At 72.0% G+C, this 14,009-nt stretch carries 16 protein-coding genes; 9 read left to right on the top strand and 7 right to left on the bottom strand.

Annotated elements, in window-relative coordinates; translation table 11 throughout:
• The 3 genes from KSO97_RS14525 to KSO97_RS14515 form a co-directional block, all read left to right on the top strand.
• The coding region (locus KSO97_RS14525) for a 3'-5' exonuclease (protein WP_308188315.1) at positions 1-2,053 on the top strand (2,053 nt) is incomplete at its 5' end.
• Complete coding sequence (recD, locus tag KSO97_RS14520) at positions 2,050-3,939, top strand: exodeoxyribonuclease V subunit alpha (protein ID WP_232680097.1); 1,890 nt, start codon at positions 2,050-2,052, stop codon at positions 3,937-3,939. The genes KSO97_RS14525 and recD, both read left to right, overlap by 4 nt.
• A gap of 9 nt (positions 3,940-3,948) precedes the next feature.
• Complete coding sequence (locus tag KSO97_RS14515; RefSeq protein WP_232680095.1) at positions 3,949-4,572, top strand: amino acid-binding protein; 624 nt, start codon at positions 3,949-3,951, stop codon at positions 4,570-4,572.
• Positions 4,573-4,609: 37 nt separating this feature from the next.
• On the opposite strand, the gene KSO97_RS14510 is transcribed toward KSO97_RS14515, so the two are convergent.
• A complete protein-coding gene (locus KSO97_RS14510) occupies positions 4,610-6,070 on the bottom strand; it encodes an alpha/beta hydrolase (RefSeq protein WP_232680094.1) in 1,461 nt (486 codons plus the stop codon).
• 76 nt (positions 6,071-6,146) lie between these two features.
• Positions 6,147-6,602, bottom strand: a complete 456-nt coding sequence (locus tag KSO97_RS14505; protein ID WP_232680093.1) for a nitroreductase family deazaflavin-dependent oxidoreductase — start codon at positions 6,600-6,602, stop codon at positions 6,147-6,149.
• Positions 6,603-6,659: 57 nt separating this feature from the next.
• Between KSO97_RS14505 and KSO97_RS14500 the strand changes: the two genes are divergently transcribed.
• A complete protein-coding gene (locus tag KSO97_RS14500; protein ID WP_232680092.1) occupies positions 6,660-7,604 on the top strand; it encodes a 1,4-dihydroxy-2-naphthoyl-CoA synthase in 945 nt (314 codons plus the stop codon).
• Positions 7,605-7,657: 53 nt separating this feature from the next.
• Here the strand turns inward: KSO97_RS14500 and KSO97_RS14495 are convergent, their stop codons facing one another.
• The 3 genes from KSO97_RS14495 to KSO97_RS14485 form a co-directional block, all read right to left on the bottom strand.
• A complete protein-coding gene (locus KSO97_RS14495; RefSeq protein WP_232680091.1) occupies positions 7,658-7,861 on the bottom strand; it encodes a YgaP-like transmembrane domain in 204 nt (67 codons plus the stop codon).
• Positions 7,862-8,064: 203 nt separating this feature from the next.
• On the bottom strand, positions 8,065-8,436 hold the full coding sequence (locus KSO97_RS14490) for a carboxymuconolactone decarboxylase family protein (RefSeq protein WP_232680090.1): 372 nt from the start codon (positions 8,434-8,436) through the stop codon (positions 8,065-8,067).
• Positions 8,437-8,480: 44 nt separating this feature from the next.
• On the bottom strand, positions 8,481-10,640 hold the full coding sequence (locus tag KSO97_RS14485; protein ID WP_232680088.1) for an MMPL family transporter: 2,160 nt from the start codon (positions 10,638-10,640) through the stop codon (positions 8,481-8,483).
• Between the two features lie 95 nt (positions 10,641-10,735).
• Between KSO97_RS14485 and KSO97_RS14480 the strand changes: the two genes are divergently transcribed.
• The 5 genes from KSO97_RS14480 (at position 10,736) to KSO97_RS14460 (ending at position 13,131) form a co-directional block, all read left to right on the top strand.
• Positions 10,736-11,194 (top strand): DUF302 domain-containing protein, encoded by a 459-nt coding sequence (locus tag KSO97_RS14480; protein WP_232680086.1) that lies wholly within the window; start codon positions 10,736-10,738, stop codon positions 11,192-11,194.
• Entirely contained in the window at positions 11,178-11,438 is a 261-nt protein-coding gene (locus KSO97_RS14475) for a metal-sensitive transcriptional regulator (protein WP_232680084.1), read from the top strand. The genes KSO97_RS14480 and KSO97_RS14475 overlap by 17 nt, the downstream gene beginning before the upstream one ends.
• A gap of 87 nt (positions 11,439-11,525) precedes the next feature.
• Positions 11,526-11,957, top strand: coding sequence for a hypothetical protein (locus KSO97_RS14470; protein WP_232680082.1), 432 nt, complete (start codon positions 11,526-11,528; stop codon positions 11,955-11,957).
• An 86-nt stretch (positions 11,958-12,043) separates the two neighbouring features.
• Positions 12,044-12,592 (top strand): DUF4333 domain-containing protein, encoded by a 549-nt coding sequence (locus tag KSO97_RS14465; RefSeq protein ID WP_232680080.1) that lies wholly within the window; start codon positions 12,044-12,046, stop codon positions 12,590-12,592.
• Positions 12,589-13,131 (top strand): hypothetical protein, encoded by a 543-nt coding sequence (locus tag KSO97_RS14460; RefSeq protein ID WP_232680078.1) that lies wholly within the window; start codon positions 12,589-12,591, stop codon positions 13,129-13,131. The genes KSO97_RS14465 and KSO97_RS14460 overlap by 4 nt, the downstream gene beginning before the upstream one ends.
• A gap of 22 nt (positions 13,132-13,153) precedes the next feature.
• On the opposite strand, the gene KSO97_RS14455 is transcribed toward KSO97_RS14460, so the two are convergent.
• Both KSO97_RS14455 and KSO97_RS14450 read right to left on the bottom strand, forming a co-directional pair.
• Positions 13,154-13,714: a hypothetical protein gene (locus KSO97_RS14455; RefSeq protein WP_232680076.1), complete on the bottom strand. Its 561-nt coding sequence runs from the start codon at positions 13,712-13,714 to the stop codon at positions 13,154-13,156.
• A 49-nt stretch (positions 13,715-13,763) separates the two neighbouring features.
• The coding region (locus KSO97_RS14450; RefSeq protein WP_232680075.1) for a hypothetical protein at positions 13,764-14,009 on the bottom strand (246 nt) is incomplete at its 5' end.

Raw genomic sequence — 14,009 nt, 5'->3', positions numbered from 1 at the left:
GCCCCCGCGGCGCGGCGGCGGAGCGGTGCTGGAGTCCGCCAGCGCTGGGGGGCTCCCCGCGCGCCTGCTGCGGCACCTCGGCGGCGAGCGGCGCCTCACCGATCTCCGGCACATCGGCGAGGCGCTGCACGACGTCGGCCACCGCGATCGGCTCGGCCTGGTGGCACTGCTGGCCTGGCTGCGTCGTCATGTCGCCGACGCGCGCTCGGGTCGTACCTCGGGCGGCGACCGGACCCGCCGTCTGGACTCCGATGCCCGCGCGGTGCAACTGGTGACGATCCACGCCAGCAAGGGTCTGCAGTACCCCGTCGTCTACCTGCCGGCGCTCGCAGACCGGTTCGTGCCGAAGGCGGACCGTCCGCTCTTCCACGATGTCGACGGCCGTCGCTGCCTCGACGTCGGGGGAGCCGGCCCGCAGTGGGGCGATCACGTCGCGCGGTGGGCCGAGGAGGAGGCGGGGGAGTGGCTGCGGCTGCTGTACGTCGCCGTCACCCGAGCGCAGTCGCAGGTCGTGCTGTGGTGGGCGCCGACCAAGAACGCCGTCGCCTCCCCCCTGCACCGTCTGCTGCACCGTGAGCCGGGCGAGGCGTTCGTCCCCGACTCCCCGCCGGTGCCACCCGAGGGCGCGGTGATCGACCTGTTGGGCCGCTGGCGTGACGCCGGCGGACCTGCGCCGGAGCTCGCCCAGATCGCGCCGCTCACGGCGTCCGAGGCGACCGTCGAGGTGGCCGATCTCGGCGTCCGCACCTTCGGGCGATCCATCGATCTCTCCTGGCGCCGCACCTCCTACTCCGCCCTCTCGGCGGCAGGTCAGGACGCAGCCCACGCCGGCGCCGGCGTCGACTCCGAGCCCGAGATCGCGCTCAAGGACGACGAGGCCGTCCCCGCTCTGGTCGAGCTCCCCTCGGTGGTCGAGGAGCCCGACCGAGGAACGAGGTCGGGCGTCTCGAAACCCGGCGACCCGACCGCCGACCCCGACCACCGCGCCGACCTCCACCCCCACCCACACCTCGACTCACCGATGGCCACCCTGCCCGTCGGTGCCCGCTTCGGGTCCCTCGTCCACGCCGTGCTCGAGCACGCCGACCCCGATGCTCCCGACCTGCGCGCGGAGCTGGTGGAGCACATCGCCGAGCAGCTGACCTGGTGGCCCGTCGACCTCGACGTCGAGGTTCTCGCGGACGCCCTGATCGCCGTCTGCGACACCCCGCTCGGTGAGAGTGTCGGGGGGCTGTCGCTGCGTCAGCTCCCCCTGCGCGATCGACTCCGCGAGCTGGACTTCGAGCTGCCGCTGGCCGGCGGCGACGAGCATCGCGCAGACGCACCACCGACCCTCGCCGATGTCGCGCCCTTGCTGCGTCGCCATCTGCCGCAGAGTGACCCGATCCGTGCCTACGCGGGCCTGCTCGTCGGTCCGTCCGGGCCGACCACCCTGGGCGAGCAGAGCCTGCACGGCTACCTCACCGGCTCGGTCGACGTCGTGCTGCGTCATCGCGGCGACGACGGCGAAGCGCGTTACGTGATCGTCGACTACAAGACCAACTGGCTCGGCCCCCGCCTCGCCGATCTCCCCGCACCGGTGGTGGAGGAGCGGGCGCGGGTCGTCTCTCCGGTGGTTGAGGAGCGAGCGCGGGTCGTCTCTCCGGTGGTGGAGGAGCGAGCGCGGGTCGTCTCTCCGGTGGTTGAGGAGCGAGCGCCAGCGAGCGTCTCGAAACCCAGCGACCCGACTACCCACCTCGCCCCCCTCAACCCCGCCACCCACTACGCCCGCCCTGCCCTGATCGAGGCGATGGGCCACTCCGACTACCCGCTCCAGGCCCTGCTCTACGCCGTCGTGCTGCACCGTTTCCTGCGCTGGCGCCAACCGGGCTACGACCCGCACCGCCATCTCGGAGGTGTGCTGTATCTCTACGTCCGGGGGCTGGCCGGCCCGGCCACTCCCGTCGTCGACGGCGACCCGTGCGGCGTCTTCGCCTGGACTCCGCCGGTCGCGCTGCTCGACGCGCTGTCCGACCTCCTCGACGGTCGCCTGGCGCGGGAGGAGCGGGCATGACCGAGCTGTTCGAGCCGGTGGGCGAGTACGACGCGAGGCTCGCACTCGGCGCGTCGGGTGCACTGGCGGACTTCAATCGCGCCGGCGTGCTGACCGCCGCCGATCTCCAGGTGGCGACCCGCACTGCCGACCTCGGCGGGGAGGACGACGCGTCGGTGCGCCTGGCGCTCGCCCTCGCCGTGCGGGCCGTCCGCACCGGATCGGTCTGCCTCGACCTGGCGGCCGTCGACGGACTACGCGAGGTGCTGCCCGACCTGCCCTGGCCGGCCGCGGCGGCCTGGGCGGAGGTCGTCGCGGCCTCGCCCTTGGTCGCCCAGGGGGCACTGCGCTGGGAGCCGCCGTTGCTCTACCTCGACCGTTACCACCGGCTCGAGGAACAGGTCGCACGAGACCTGGTGTCGCGTGCGACGGCGCCGCCGCCGTCGGTGGACGATGCTGCACTCGAGGCGGCTCTGCGCCGGGTGCGCGGAGTGCACTTCAGTGCCGAGCAGGAGGCGGCCGCCGTGCACGCCGTCCGCAACTGGACGACGGTGCTCACCGGCGGCCCGGGGACGGGCAAGACCACCACGGTCGCGCGGATGCTGGTGCTGCTGGCCGACCAGGCACGAGCGCAGGGTCGGTCCTTCAACGTCGCGTTGGCCGCTCCGACGGGCAAGGCGGCGACCCGGTTGCACGAGGCCGTCACCGCCGAGCTCGCCGCGATGAGCGGGCTGGACGCCGACCTGGACCGTGCCATGGTCGGCCGCCCGCCCGCGCTGACGCTGCATCGGCTGCTCGGCTGGCGCCCCGACAACAGCACCCGTTTCCGACACGACCGGCACCATCGCCTGGGCTACGACGTCGTCATCGTCGACGAGTGCTCGATGGTCGAGCTGACGATGATGGCGCGCGTGCTCGACGCCGTGCGGCCGCAGGCGCGGCTCGTCCTCGTCGGCGACCCCCGCCAGCTCACGTCGGTCGGCGCGGGCGCGGTGCTCGCCGACGTCGTGCGCGGTTTCGAGTCCGCGTCTGGCAGTGGCTCCGCGGGCGCGCCGGAGGCCGTCTCGGGGGCTACCGAGGGCAGCATCGCGACGCCGGTCGCGGCGGTCACCACCAACTTCCGCTCGACCCGCCGGATCCGTCGACTCGCCGAGGCCCTACGGCTGGGCGACGCCGACGGAGCGCTCGACGCCCTGCGTCTCGCCCGCGACGACGAGGACGCCGCCGAGGTCGAGTTCCTCGAGACCACCGACCCCGCCGACGGCGTTCGGGCCGAGGCCCTGCCCGCAGCGCTCGCCGTCCGAGCGGCGGCGCTGGCCGGTGATCCCGAGGCGGCGGTCACCGCCTTGGATCGGCATCGACTGCTGTGCGCCCACCGGGAGGGTCCGTTCGGGGTGCGTCGCTGGAACGCGATGGTCGAGCAGTGGCTGACCGAGGAGCTCGGCGAGTCACTGACGTTCGGTGCCGGCGGCGGTTGGTATGCCGGCCGGCCCCTTCTGGTGACCGCCAACGACTACACCTTGGAGATCTACAACGGTGAGACCGGCGTCGTCGTGCCCAACGCCGAGGGGCGTCCACGCGCCTGGATCGCCGGCACCGACCGGCTGCGCGACTTCGCACCGAGTCGGCTGGACGCGGTCGAGACGATGCACGCGATGACCGTCCACAAGGCCCAAGGCAGCCAGGCCGAGGTCGTCACGGTGGTGCTGCCCGATGCCGAGAGCCGCCTGCTCACGCGGGAGCTGCTCTACACCGCGATCACCCGCGCCCAGCGGCGGGTGCGTGTGATCGGCACCGAGACCGCCGTCCGCGCCGCGGTGGAGCGGGAGGCTCGGCGCGCGTCGGGCATGGCCGCCCGGCTGCGAGCCGGGATGGACCGAAACGGGGACGCAACGCGACCGCGTTAGCCTGCTGGGGTGCCTTTCCTGCTGCGCGTGGAACTGCCCGACGTCCCGGGGTCGTTGGGTCGACTGGCGACGGCGATCGGTCAGGCCGGCGGTGACATCGAGGCGATCGAGATCGTGGAGAAGCGCCACGACGGCTCCGCGCTGGACGACGTCCTCCTCGAGGTGCCGCCGGAGGTGATGCCGGACTCGGTGGTCTCGGCGTGCAACGCCCTCGACGGCGTGCGCGTGGTCTGGATCAGCCGGTACCCCGGAGGTGGCCTGCTGTTCGACCTGGAGGCGGTGGAGGAGCTGACGGCCTCGCCGTCCGAGGCACCCGACCGTCTGGTCGACCTGCTGCCGACGGTGTTCCGTGTCGACTGGGCCGCGCGGGTGCACCGGGCCCACGGCGTCGCCTACGGCACCGGCGCGGCGCCGTCCGACCTGGAGTTCCTCGAGCTCGAGCGACCGGCCCGGCTCAGCTTCGACGAGGCCGACGACTCCGCAGGGAGCGGTGACACGCTCTACGCGGGCGCCCGCTTCGACGGCAACGAGGTCGTGATCGTGGCGCGTCACGGCGGCCCGGAGTTCGTCGACTCCGAGCTCGCCCGGCTGGGACACCTCGCGGGCCTGGCGGCCTCGATCTCCCGCCCCTGACGCCCCCCGCGTTGACCCGTCTTCAAGTAGAGACGGGTCAACACCCCACGGCCGAGATGTCGAGGTCGCGGTGGCGCCCCCGGCGGTCGCGGAGGTCGTAGGCCGAGCAGAACTGGCGGCTCAACAGCGGTCCGCGCGACAGGGTGATCGGGGTCCAGCGGCCGGGCGCGGTCGGCTCGAGGTAGCGGAAGCGCTGCGCCAAGAGCGGGGCCGCACTGGGCCGATCGCGCAGGTAGCGATCGAGCCAGCGCTGCACGTACACGCTGGTCAGCGCCTGGCCGTACCTGCTCGCGGGGAGGACGAGCGGAATGTCGGTGTACTCCAGATGCGTCGAGGCGTGCGGCACGATCAGCAGGGAGTCGACGCCGGCCTTGCTCCACGCGTCGAAGCCCGCAGCACGTTCGCGCCCCGCAGCGGGGCCGGACGGCGTCGGGGTGGGCAGCAGCCCTCCGCCACCCAGGAACGACGGCGTGGGGGCGAAGAAGTACTCCGACTGGACGGCGAGCGCGGGCACGACCGGTCGTGCGGTTCCGTCGAGCTTGTCCAGGGCGACCACCGTGGACACGCGTCGGTCGGTCGCCTGCACCTGCGAGACGGCGCGGCCGCCGAGGGAGTGCCCGATGATCGCCAGGCGGGTGGTGCGGCCCGGCGCGTTCGGCGTCGGGTCCGGCCGGCGGTCGACGAGACGCCAGAACGGGTTGAAGGCGTCGACCCGCGCGCCGTCGGACGCGGGGTTCGGCGCCGGGGCGCTCGGCGTCGCGAGGAAGAAGTCGATCGCGTCCTCGGTGCCGACGGTGAAGTTCGCGAGCTGCTGGAAGGGCACCCCCGGGCAGCCGGTCATCTCGCCGTCGGTCGGGGCACCCAGCGGGTTGCAGAAGGGGAACGCATCCCCGGTGGTGTGCGGCAGAGTCTCGGCCGCGCCCTGCCCCTGGACGTCGAAGGTGAGGACGACGTAGCCGCGCTCGGCGAGGTCCTGGGCCAGCCAGACGTACATGCCCTCCGAGCCCTGGATCGAGCCCGGCGTGATGACGACGCTGGGATACGGCGGCGAGAGGCGCTCGCCGGTGTACGGGTCGCGGGCGCCGGTGCGCGGCGCGTAGACGTGTCCGCGCAGCAGGGCGCCGTGCCGGTTGGTGAACGCGACCGGTCGCGTCTGGCCACGCTGGGGTGCCCACCCAGCCCGCAGCGGGTTGCCGACGTCCCATCCCGGCACCAGCTGCCCGGCCGTGACGGCGAGCCGGGCCGGAAAGGCGACCTGGGTCAGCATCCGCGTCACGTACTGCGCCGGGATCTGCTCGAGCAGCGCGGCCAGGTAGGCCGGGTTGCGCAGCTGACCGCCCGGGCCGACGATCCGGCCGTACGCGTCGACGGCCGTGCCGATCTCGGCGGCGGGGTCGGGCGCCGCGGCCGTACTGGGACCTGGCGTGACCGTCAGCGTCACAGCCGTCGCGAGAGCCAGGGCAGGGGCGAGCAGGGACCAGCGGGATCGGCGGCGCACGTCGTCTCAACGACGCGAGCACGTCGAGGTGACGCCGGTCACGGCCGTCCGCGCCGGTGCGCTCCGACGTCGCCGGTCAGGCGGGCTCGAGCACGAAGACGGGGATCTCGCGGTCGGTGTTCTCCTGGTACTCGGCGTAGGGCGCGTACACGGCGACCGCGCGGTCCCACCATTCCTGGCGCTCGGCGCCATCGGCGACGCGAGCCGTGTAGGCCCGGGGCTCGGGGCCGTCCTGCAGTTCGACCAGCGGGTTGGCGAGGAAGTTGTGGTACCACGACGGATGCTCGGGGTCGCCGCCCTTGGAGGCGACGGCGGCGTAGACGCCGTCCTTCTCCACGCGCATCACCGGGTTCTTGCGGAGCTTGCCCGATGCCGACCCGACCGAGGTGATCACCACGATGGGCCACTCGGGATGGTCGGGCAGCGTGTTGGCCTCCTGCCCGCCACTGGCCTCGTAGGCCTCGACCTGGTTGCGCACCCACTCGCTGGGGCTGGGGTCGTACTCGCCGTGCAGCACTCGTTCGGTAGCCATGCTCCTCACAACACCATCCTGCGAGCCGCGATTCCACACCCCGATAGCCTCGCCGCCATGAGCGCGATCGCGGGTGTGTCCGAGACGTTCGACCCCGACGCCTGGGACGCCGTCCCCGGCTTCGAGGATCTGACGGACCTGACCTACCACCGGGCCAAGGCGCACGGCACCGTGCGCATCGCCTTCGACCGCCCCGACGTGCTGAACGCCTTCCGCCCGCACACCGTCGATGAGCTGCTGCGCACCCTGGAGCACGCCCGGATCAGCGCCGACGTGGGCTGCGTGCTGCTGACGGGCAACGGACCGAGCGCGAAGAACGGCAAGCGTTCCTTCTGCACCGGGGGCGACCAGAGGATCCGCGGCAAGGCGGGCTACCAGTACGAGGACGTCACCGCCGGCGCGAGCGACACCGGCGCGGAGGAGCCGAGCGCGATCGACAAGGCCAGGCTCGCGCGCCTGCACATCCTGGAGTGCCAGCGGTTGATCCGCTTCATGCCGAAGATCGTCATCTGCGTGGTGCCGGGCTGGGCGGCCGGTGGCGGTCACAGCCTCCACGTCGTCAGCGACCTGACCCTGGCCTCGCTCGAGCATGCCCGCTTCAAGCAGACCGACGCCGACGTCGGCAGCTTCGACGGCGGCTTCGGCTCGGCGTACCTGGCTCGTCAGGTCGGCCAGAAGTTCGCCCGCGAGATCTTCTTCCTCGCCCAGGAGTACTCCGCTGAGGACGGCGTCCGGATGGGCACGGTCAATCGCGCCGTCCCGCACGCCGAGCTCGAGGCGACGGCGCTGGAGTGGGGCCGCCTGATCAACGGCAAGAGCCCCACCGCGCAGCGGATGCTCAAGTACTCCTTCAACGCCATCGACGACGGCCTGGTCGGCCAGCAGCTCTTCGCCGGCGAGACCACCCGCCTGGCCTACATGACCGACGAGGCCCAGGAGGGCCGTGACCAGTTCCTGGAGAAGCGGGACCCCGATTGGAGTCCCTACCCCTGGTACTACTGATCGAGCGCGTCGCTACGGCGCGGCGCTCCCAGAGGCATGCGTGACGGCCCCGGTCACCTGAAGGCGCAGCCGGCCGGCACTCCCAGCCGCCGCAGGATGGTCGCCGCCGGGCAGAAGCCGGTCAGGCTGGCCTGAAGCAGGTTCAGGCCGACGAACACCGGGAGCAGCAGCCACCAGAGCGAGACGACGGCGGTGAGCAGACTGCCCAGCAGCACCAGGCTTCCCGCCAGCGTGAGGACGGCGCGATCGAGATTCATCGGCGTCACCGCCCCAGCAGACGACGCACCAGACCGCTGGCCCGCGGCGCGTCGTCATGACCATCGCACCACTGGTCGGCCGGGACTCCGGCGCGGACGGCGGCCACGTGGCTGCCGCATCCGGCCCAGGTGGTCCTGCCGCAGGTGCGGCATCGAACAGCACGACACATCGCAGCGTCTCCTCGTTCTCGCGGGTGGGTGATTCAGGCGTCGGTGGCTTCGGCGGCGTCGGCGAACGAGCAGAACGCGTCGTAGGCACGGGCACCGTGGATGGTGGCCGGGCCGCCGTGCATCAGGAACGTCACGCCGATCGCCTCGGCGGCCTCCTGCCTGGTGGCGCCGGCACGCACCGCTGCCTGGGCGTGTGAGGCGATGCAGCCGTCGCACCCCTCGACCACACCGATCGCCAGCGCGATCAGCTCCTTCGTGCGTGCCGGCAGCTCCCCGTCGGCGAAGGCGGCCTGGGAGAGGGCGCCGAAGCCCTGGTAGACGCCGGGGGTCGCGCGTCGCAGTTGGCGATGGAGGGGCGAGGGCTCGTCGAGAACGGGCGTGGAGAGCGGTGAGGCTGATGTCATCGAAATGCCTTTCAGGATGGTCGAACGGATGTGGGATGCAGCGGTCAGTCGTGCGCGAAGCTGATGTCCGGCAGCACTCGGCGCAGCCAGGACGGTGCTGCCCAGGCGGCGCGGCCGGTGGCCCGCAGCATCACCGGCAGCAGCACGAGACGCACGAGGAAGGTGTCGAGCAGGACGGCGACACCGAGGATCACGCCCATCTCCTTGGGCGGTAGCGGTCCGGAGAGGGCGAAGGTGAAGAACACCGCGACCATCACCCCGCCGGCGGCGAAGATCACGCGACCCGAGTGGGCCACTGCGCCGACCATCGCCTCACGGGGGTCGCCCGACTTCTCCCAGTGCTCCTTGGCCGAGGCCAGCAGGAACACCGTGTAGTCCATGGCGATGGCGAAGATCATGGCGAAGAAGAACACCGGCGCCCACGCGTCGAGGAAGCCCTGGGACTCGAAGCCGAGCAGCCCCGCGCCATGTCCGTCCTGGAAGACCAGTCGCGCGACACCGAACGCGGCGGCCGTCGACAGCAGACTCGCCAGCGTGCCGAGGAGTGAGATGAGCGGTGCCTGCAGGGCGATGAGCAGGAGCAGGAAGCCGAGTGCCAGGACGACGCCGATGACCAGTGGCGTCGAGCGCTGGAGCTGGTCGGTGAGGTCGAGGTTCTCGACCGCGGCGCCGCCGACGAGCGCGGAGGCCGGCAGGTCGGCGCGGAGTCGGTCGACGGTGTCGGCCAGCTCCGGGGACGACGGGTCGACCGTCGGCATCGCCTGGATCAGTGTCAGGTCCGATCCGTCGGCGCTCGGCTGCGGCGGCAGGACGGCGGAGATCCCGGGGTCGCCGGCCAGGGTGGACGACGCCGCGTCGACGTCGTCGCGGGCCGCGACGATCTGCAGCATGCCGGGCGCGCCGTCCCCGAAGGCGTCCTGCACCAGGCCGTACCCGATGCGCGCGCTGGCGTCCTCGGGCAGCACCTTGATCGACGGCATGCCGGTCTTCAGGCCCAGGATCGGAGCTGCCAGTGCGAGTAGCAGCACCGTCGAGCCCAGCCCCCAGATCATCGGACGACGCCACAGGTGAGCACCCCAGCGGGCGAACAGGGGGGAGCGATGCTCGCCCACGCGCATCCACGGCAGCGCGAACGTGTTGATCCGGTCGCCGAGCGCGACCAGCACGACCGGCAGCAGGGTGAGGGTCGCGGCCAGGACGAAGACGACCGAGAGCATGATGCCGCCGGCCATCGATCGGAACGCCGGTGAGGGCACCAGCATCACCGCTGAGAGTGACACCAGCACCGTGGCACCGGAGAGCAGCACGGCCTTGCCGGCGGTGTCCATGGTCTCGGCGATCGCCGACTCCGCGCTCGCACCGTGCCCGAATCGGGCGGCGCGGTAGCGCGCCACCACGAACAGTGCGTAGTCGATGCCGAGTGCGAGAGCGAACATCATGGCGAAGTTCATCGCCCAGATGGAGACCGGCATCAGCTCGTTGATCAGCACCAGAGATCCCGCCGAGGCGATCAGGCCGGCCAGCGTCAGCAGCAGGGGCAGTCCGGCGGCGACCAGGGCACCGAACGCCAGCACCAGGATGGCCAGCGTCACCGGCCAGGAGTACAACTCGGAGGTGAGCATCGCCTCGAGGTTGGCCTCGTTGAAGTCCGACCAGAGCAGCGAGGAACCCGTCGGGTTCACCTGCACCGTCTCGGTCGAGAGCCCGTGCAGACCCTCCTTGATATCTGTCGCCACCCGCACCATCTCGTTCGTGTCGACGCCCGCCCCCGCGAGGACGACGGCGGTCTCACCGTCGGGCGAGACCGTGGCGCCTGGCACCGGGGGCACGACATCGGCGAGCCGGGGATCGGAGCGCAGGAGCGCGACGACGTCGTCGATGACCGCGCGGCCTTCGCCCTGAGCGAGAGGCCCGTCGGTGCTGTGCACCCCGACCTGGATCGCATGACTGGCGTTGCCGCCGAAGTGCCCCTGGGCCAGGTCGCGCACCGCGACGGACTCCGAGCCGTCGGCCTGCCAGCCGGCCCCGGACAGGTTCTTCTCGACGGCGGGTGCGAACACGCCGAGGCCGACGACGAGCAGGACCCAGACGAGTCCGACGAGCTTGCGGTGGTCGATGACCCACAGCCCGAGCCGGCCCAGCGGGCCGTGGCTCTCGCTGTCGCGGCGCGCCGGGTCGGACGTCATCGAGACGGTCTGCGCCATCGCGGCGCCCCCTTTCGTAGAACCCCCTGGGGGGATATGGTGTTGAAGGTACACAACCCCCTGGGGGGATAGTCAAGTCACGAGAGGACGCGGCCATGACCGCCATCGAGTTCACGTTGTCCACCACGCTCGCCATGCCCATCGACGATGCGGAGGTGCAGGTGCGGACAGCCCTCGCCGACGTCGGCTTCGGGGTGCTGACCGAGATCGACATCGCCGCCACGCTGCAGGCGAAACTCGGCGTGGAGGTGGCCCCGCAGCGGATTCTCGGCGCCTGCCGCCCGCAGCTGGCCCATCGCGCGCTTCAGTCCGACCCGCGGATCGCCGCACTGCTGCCGTGCAACGTCGTCCTCGCGGCAACGCCCGACGGAGGGACGCGCGTCGACGCCTTCGACCCGGCGTTCCTGGCCGCGATCGTGGACGACGCCGAGCTCGCCACCGTGGCCGCGGACGCACGCGAACGCCTGCAGGGGATGATGGAGCGGCTGGTCGCCGGCGCTGGGCCCGAGCAGCGTCCCGACGAGGCAGGAGCGTCCGATGCAACTCGAGCCTGAGGAGATCAAGGCGATCATCACGCGCCTCAAGCGCGCCAACGGTCATCTCGCCTCGGTCGTGCGGATGCTCGAGGACGGGGCTGAGTGCGAGGACGCCCTCCTGCAGCTGGCCGCCGTCAACAAGGCGGTCGCGCGCGGCGGCTACGCGCTGGTCGCCGCCGGCCTGCAGAAGTGCCTGGCCGAGGGCGGGCCCGACAGCGTCGACACCAAGAAGATGGAGAAGCTCTTCCTGGCTCTGGCCTGACGGCACCGGGGCGCGCCCGCGCCTTCAGACACGCCGTCGCGGAGCGGCGAGGCTGACACGGCTGCCACCCGGCGGCACACTGGGGTGATGAACCCGGTGCGGTTGCTCGGGGCGGCGATGGCGGTCTCCAGCGTGGCGATCACCGCGGTGCTGCTCCGTGCCATGGAGGGGGACGCGATCGGCGTCAGCGAGCGGCTGGCCGCCGCCGGCGAGCACGCCTACGCCGTGGTCTTCTGGGTGGTTCTCGCGGCACCGGTCCTGTTCGTCGTCGCGACCGTCTCGATCACCGACGCGGTCGCGCAGTGGGTCGCCCTCAACGTCGGATACCTCGTCGGGCTGGTCGTCATCGCCCGGCACATCGACGGTCTCGTGATCGACGCCATCCGGGTCGACTCGGTCGCCGTCGAGCTTCCCGGGTACTGGTGGGCCGTCGTGGGGGCCGCGTCGCTCGTCGCCGTGGTCTCGTCGTTGACGGCGGTCGCCGCGCGCCGCGACGTGCGGGCACACGGTCACTGGTAGACGCCGGGGACGACGCACCGTGTCCGCACCCTGCGGGTGGGATGAAACCCCGGGTACCGGGGTAAGCGACGGACATGCGACCTGGGATGAAGCGCGCCCTGACCGCGTCCGTGCTGGCCGGCGTCCTGATGTCGGCGGCCGGCTGCGGCTCCGACGACGGCGCCCCCGGCGAGGAGGGGTTCGACCGCGCGGGGTTGGAGTCCGCCGTCCTCGACCGGATGACGGAGGAGGCGACCGCCGACCGCGGTGCCCCGGACGCCGTCGACTGCGACGGCGGTCTCGATCCGGACTCCTCCGCCGACGAGGCACAGCGTTGCGTGGCCACGATCGGCGACCAGCGCATCGGCCTGATCGTGCTCCCGGGCGGCGGCGAGCGCGGCTGGGACTGGCAGTTCGACCCCGGGCTCACGATGGCCGCCGCCGATCTCGAGCAGCGCCTGGAGGCCGGGATCGCGGAGGAGTCGGGCTCCCTCGTCGATTCCGTGATGTGCCCCGAGGACCTGCCCGGCCTGCCCGAGGCGACGTTGACCTGCGAGGTGACCACGCGCGGTGCCACCTACCCGGTCACGGTGACCGTGACCGATGCCGTCGGCAGCGAGCTGAACTTCCGATTCGTCGTGGAGGAGCAGTCATGAACCAGTCGCAGCACGATGCGGCGTCAGCCCTCGAGGACGCCGTGCGGGCGGCGTCCGACGGCACGCCCTACCAGGTGGCCAGCGCGGACGGCGGTTTCGACGTCGTGCTCGACCTTGCCGACGCCCAGTGGTGGGGTGCCTTCAACCGCGCCGGACTGCGAAAGTCGTTCACCCACGAGGTGCGCCTGCGCGGCGAGGGTCGCTACACGATCACCGACGTGGCGCGAGAGGTCGAGTGGATCGCCGGCACGCCACGTATCGCCGCCTCCGGCACGGTCGAGCGGGGCCGGATCCACAAGGTCGGCTTCGAGAAGACCTATGCGCTGGACGACGACCTGCGACCGGCCGAGGTGGTCTCCTACTCCTTCAGCTCCGGCACCGGCCGCCGGCTGATCGAGGATGCGGCGGAGGGTCTCGGTTTGCGGCAGCAGATGCCGATCGAACAGAGGATGGCGCTGGGCGTCGCGATCCTGGCCGGCGGCGGACTCCTGGTCGCCGGGGTCATCCTGCTGATCCTCTGGCTCGCCGGCTCGCTCTGAGAGCGGCACCCAGCGGTCACCCTCAGGCGGTGGCGTCGCCGCCGTCCACCACGACCTCGATCGAGGCGACGTAGCTGCGCCACTCCGACTCCAGGTCCGCCTCCTGCGCATAGGTGGAGGTGAGGGTGTGGATGACGATGGCGATGCGGTTGCTGGTCAGGTCGCGGTAGCCGAAGACCGCCTGCTGCTGACGGATGTCGAACCGGGTGCCGTCGATGTCGACGAGGCCGCCGATGGTCTGGGCGAGCGCCGGTGCGTGATCGGACTCCACCTCGCGGCGTCGCACGACCTCGACGTCGGACAATCCCTGGATCCGCAGCTTCTCCAGCGACTCCTCCGCCACCTGGGCCACGGTCGTGCCGGGGTCGCGCCAGCCGCCGCTGATCGTCAGCGACGGCGTGTAGCTGCCGGCGAGGGGGTCGGCGGGGTCATCGGCTCGGAGCGCGAAGAAGAGTGCGTTGGTCACGCCGACCGTCTCGGGGTCGGTCGGCTGCCACAACGGCGAGGGGAGCTCGAAGCGGAACGGCACCGGCGCCGCGTCGGCGCCGCTGCCGGGCGTCGTGGACTGGGTGGTCGCGTTCATCGGGGATTCCTGTCGGGGTAGTCGAGGTGGTGGAGATGGTCGTCGAACGTCAGCCGGGGACGATCGCGTCGATGAGCTTGCCGCCGTTCGAGGCGATCTCGGGCAGGTCGAGCGTGACGCCGCCGCTGAGCTTGCCGCCGAGGAGGACGGCGACGCCGCCCTCGCCCTTGACCGTCAGCTTGCCGTCCTTCCACCCGATCTCGGCGTCGGCCGCCGCGCCGGAGCCGGCCCAGCCCTCGGCCTTGACCTCGCCTCCGACTCCGCCGACGTCGCCGGGGGGGCCGCCCTGCGGGCC

Source organism: Nocardioides sp. R-C-SC26 (genome assembly GCF_021246465.1).
Classification (GTDB): domain Bacteria; phylum Actinomycetota; class Actinomycetes; order Propionibacteriales; family Nocardioidaceae; genus Nocardioides.
This window is presented reverse-complemented; position numbering and strand designations above follow the sequence as displayed.

Excerpts from the sequence above, each read along its gene's own strand:
- KSO97_RS14495 (WP_232680091.1), bottom strand. The coding sequence starts at position 7,861 with ATGAATCTCGATCGCGCCGTCCTCACGCTGGCGGGAAGCCTGGTGCTG.
- KSO97_RS14480 (WP_232680086.1), top strand. The coding sequence starts at position 10,736 with ATGACCGCCATCGAGTTCACGTTGTCCACCACGCTCGCCATGCCCATC.
- KSO97_RS14460 (WP_232680078.1), top strand. The coding sequence starts at position 12,589 with ATGAACCAGTCGCAGCACGATGCGGCGTCAGCCCTCGAGGACGCCGTG.
- KSO97_RS14475 (WP_232680084.1), top strand. The coding sequence starts at position 11,178 with ATGCAACTCGAGCCTGAGGAGATCAAGGCGATCATCACGCGCCTCAAG.
- KSO97_RS14500 (WP_232680092.1), top strand. The coding sequence starts at position 6,660 with ATGAGCGCGATCGCGGGTGTGTCCGAGACGTTCGACCCCGACGCCTGG.
- KSO97_RS14465 (WP_232680080.1), top strand. The coding sequence starts at position 12,044 with ATGAAGCGCGCCCTGACCGCGTCCGTGCTGGCCGGCGTCCTGATGTCG.
- recD (WP_232680097.1), top strand. The coding sequence starts at position 2,050 with ATGACCGAGCTGTTCGAGCCGGTGGGCGAGTACGACGCGAGGCTCGCA.
- KSO97_RS14505 (WP_232680093.1), bottom strand. The coding sequence starts at position 6,602 with ATGGCTACCGAACGAGTGCTGCACGGCGAGTACGACCCCAGCCCCAGC.
- KSO97_RS14490 (WP_232680090.1), bottom strand. The coding sequence starts at position 8,436 with ATGACATCAGCCTCACCGCTCTCCACGCCCGTTCTCGACGAGCCCTCG.
- KSO97_RS14455 (WP_232680076.1), bottom strand. The coding sequence starts at position 13,714 with ATGAACGCGACCACCCAGTCCACGACGCCCGGCAGCGGCGCCGACGCG.
- KSO97_RS14485 (WP_232680088.1), bottom strand. The coding sequence starts at position 10,640 with ATGGCGCAGACCGTCTCGATGACGTCCGACCCGGCGCGCCGCGACAGC.
- KSO97_RS14470 (WP_232680082.1), top strand. The coding sequence starts at position 11,526 with ATGAACCCGGTGCGGTTGCTCGGGGCGGCGATGGCGGTCTCCAGCGTG.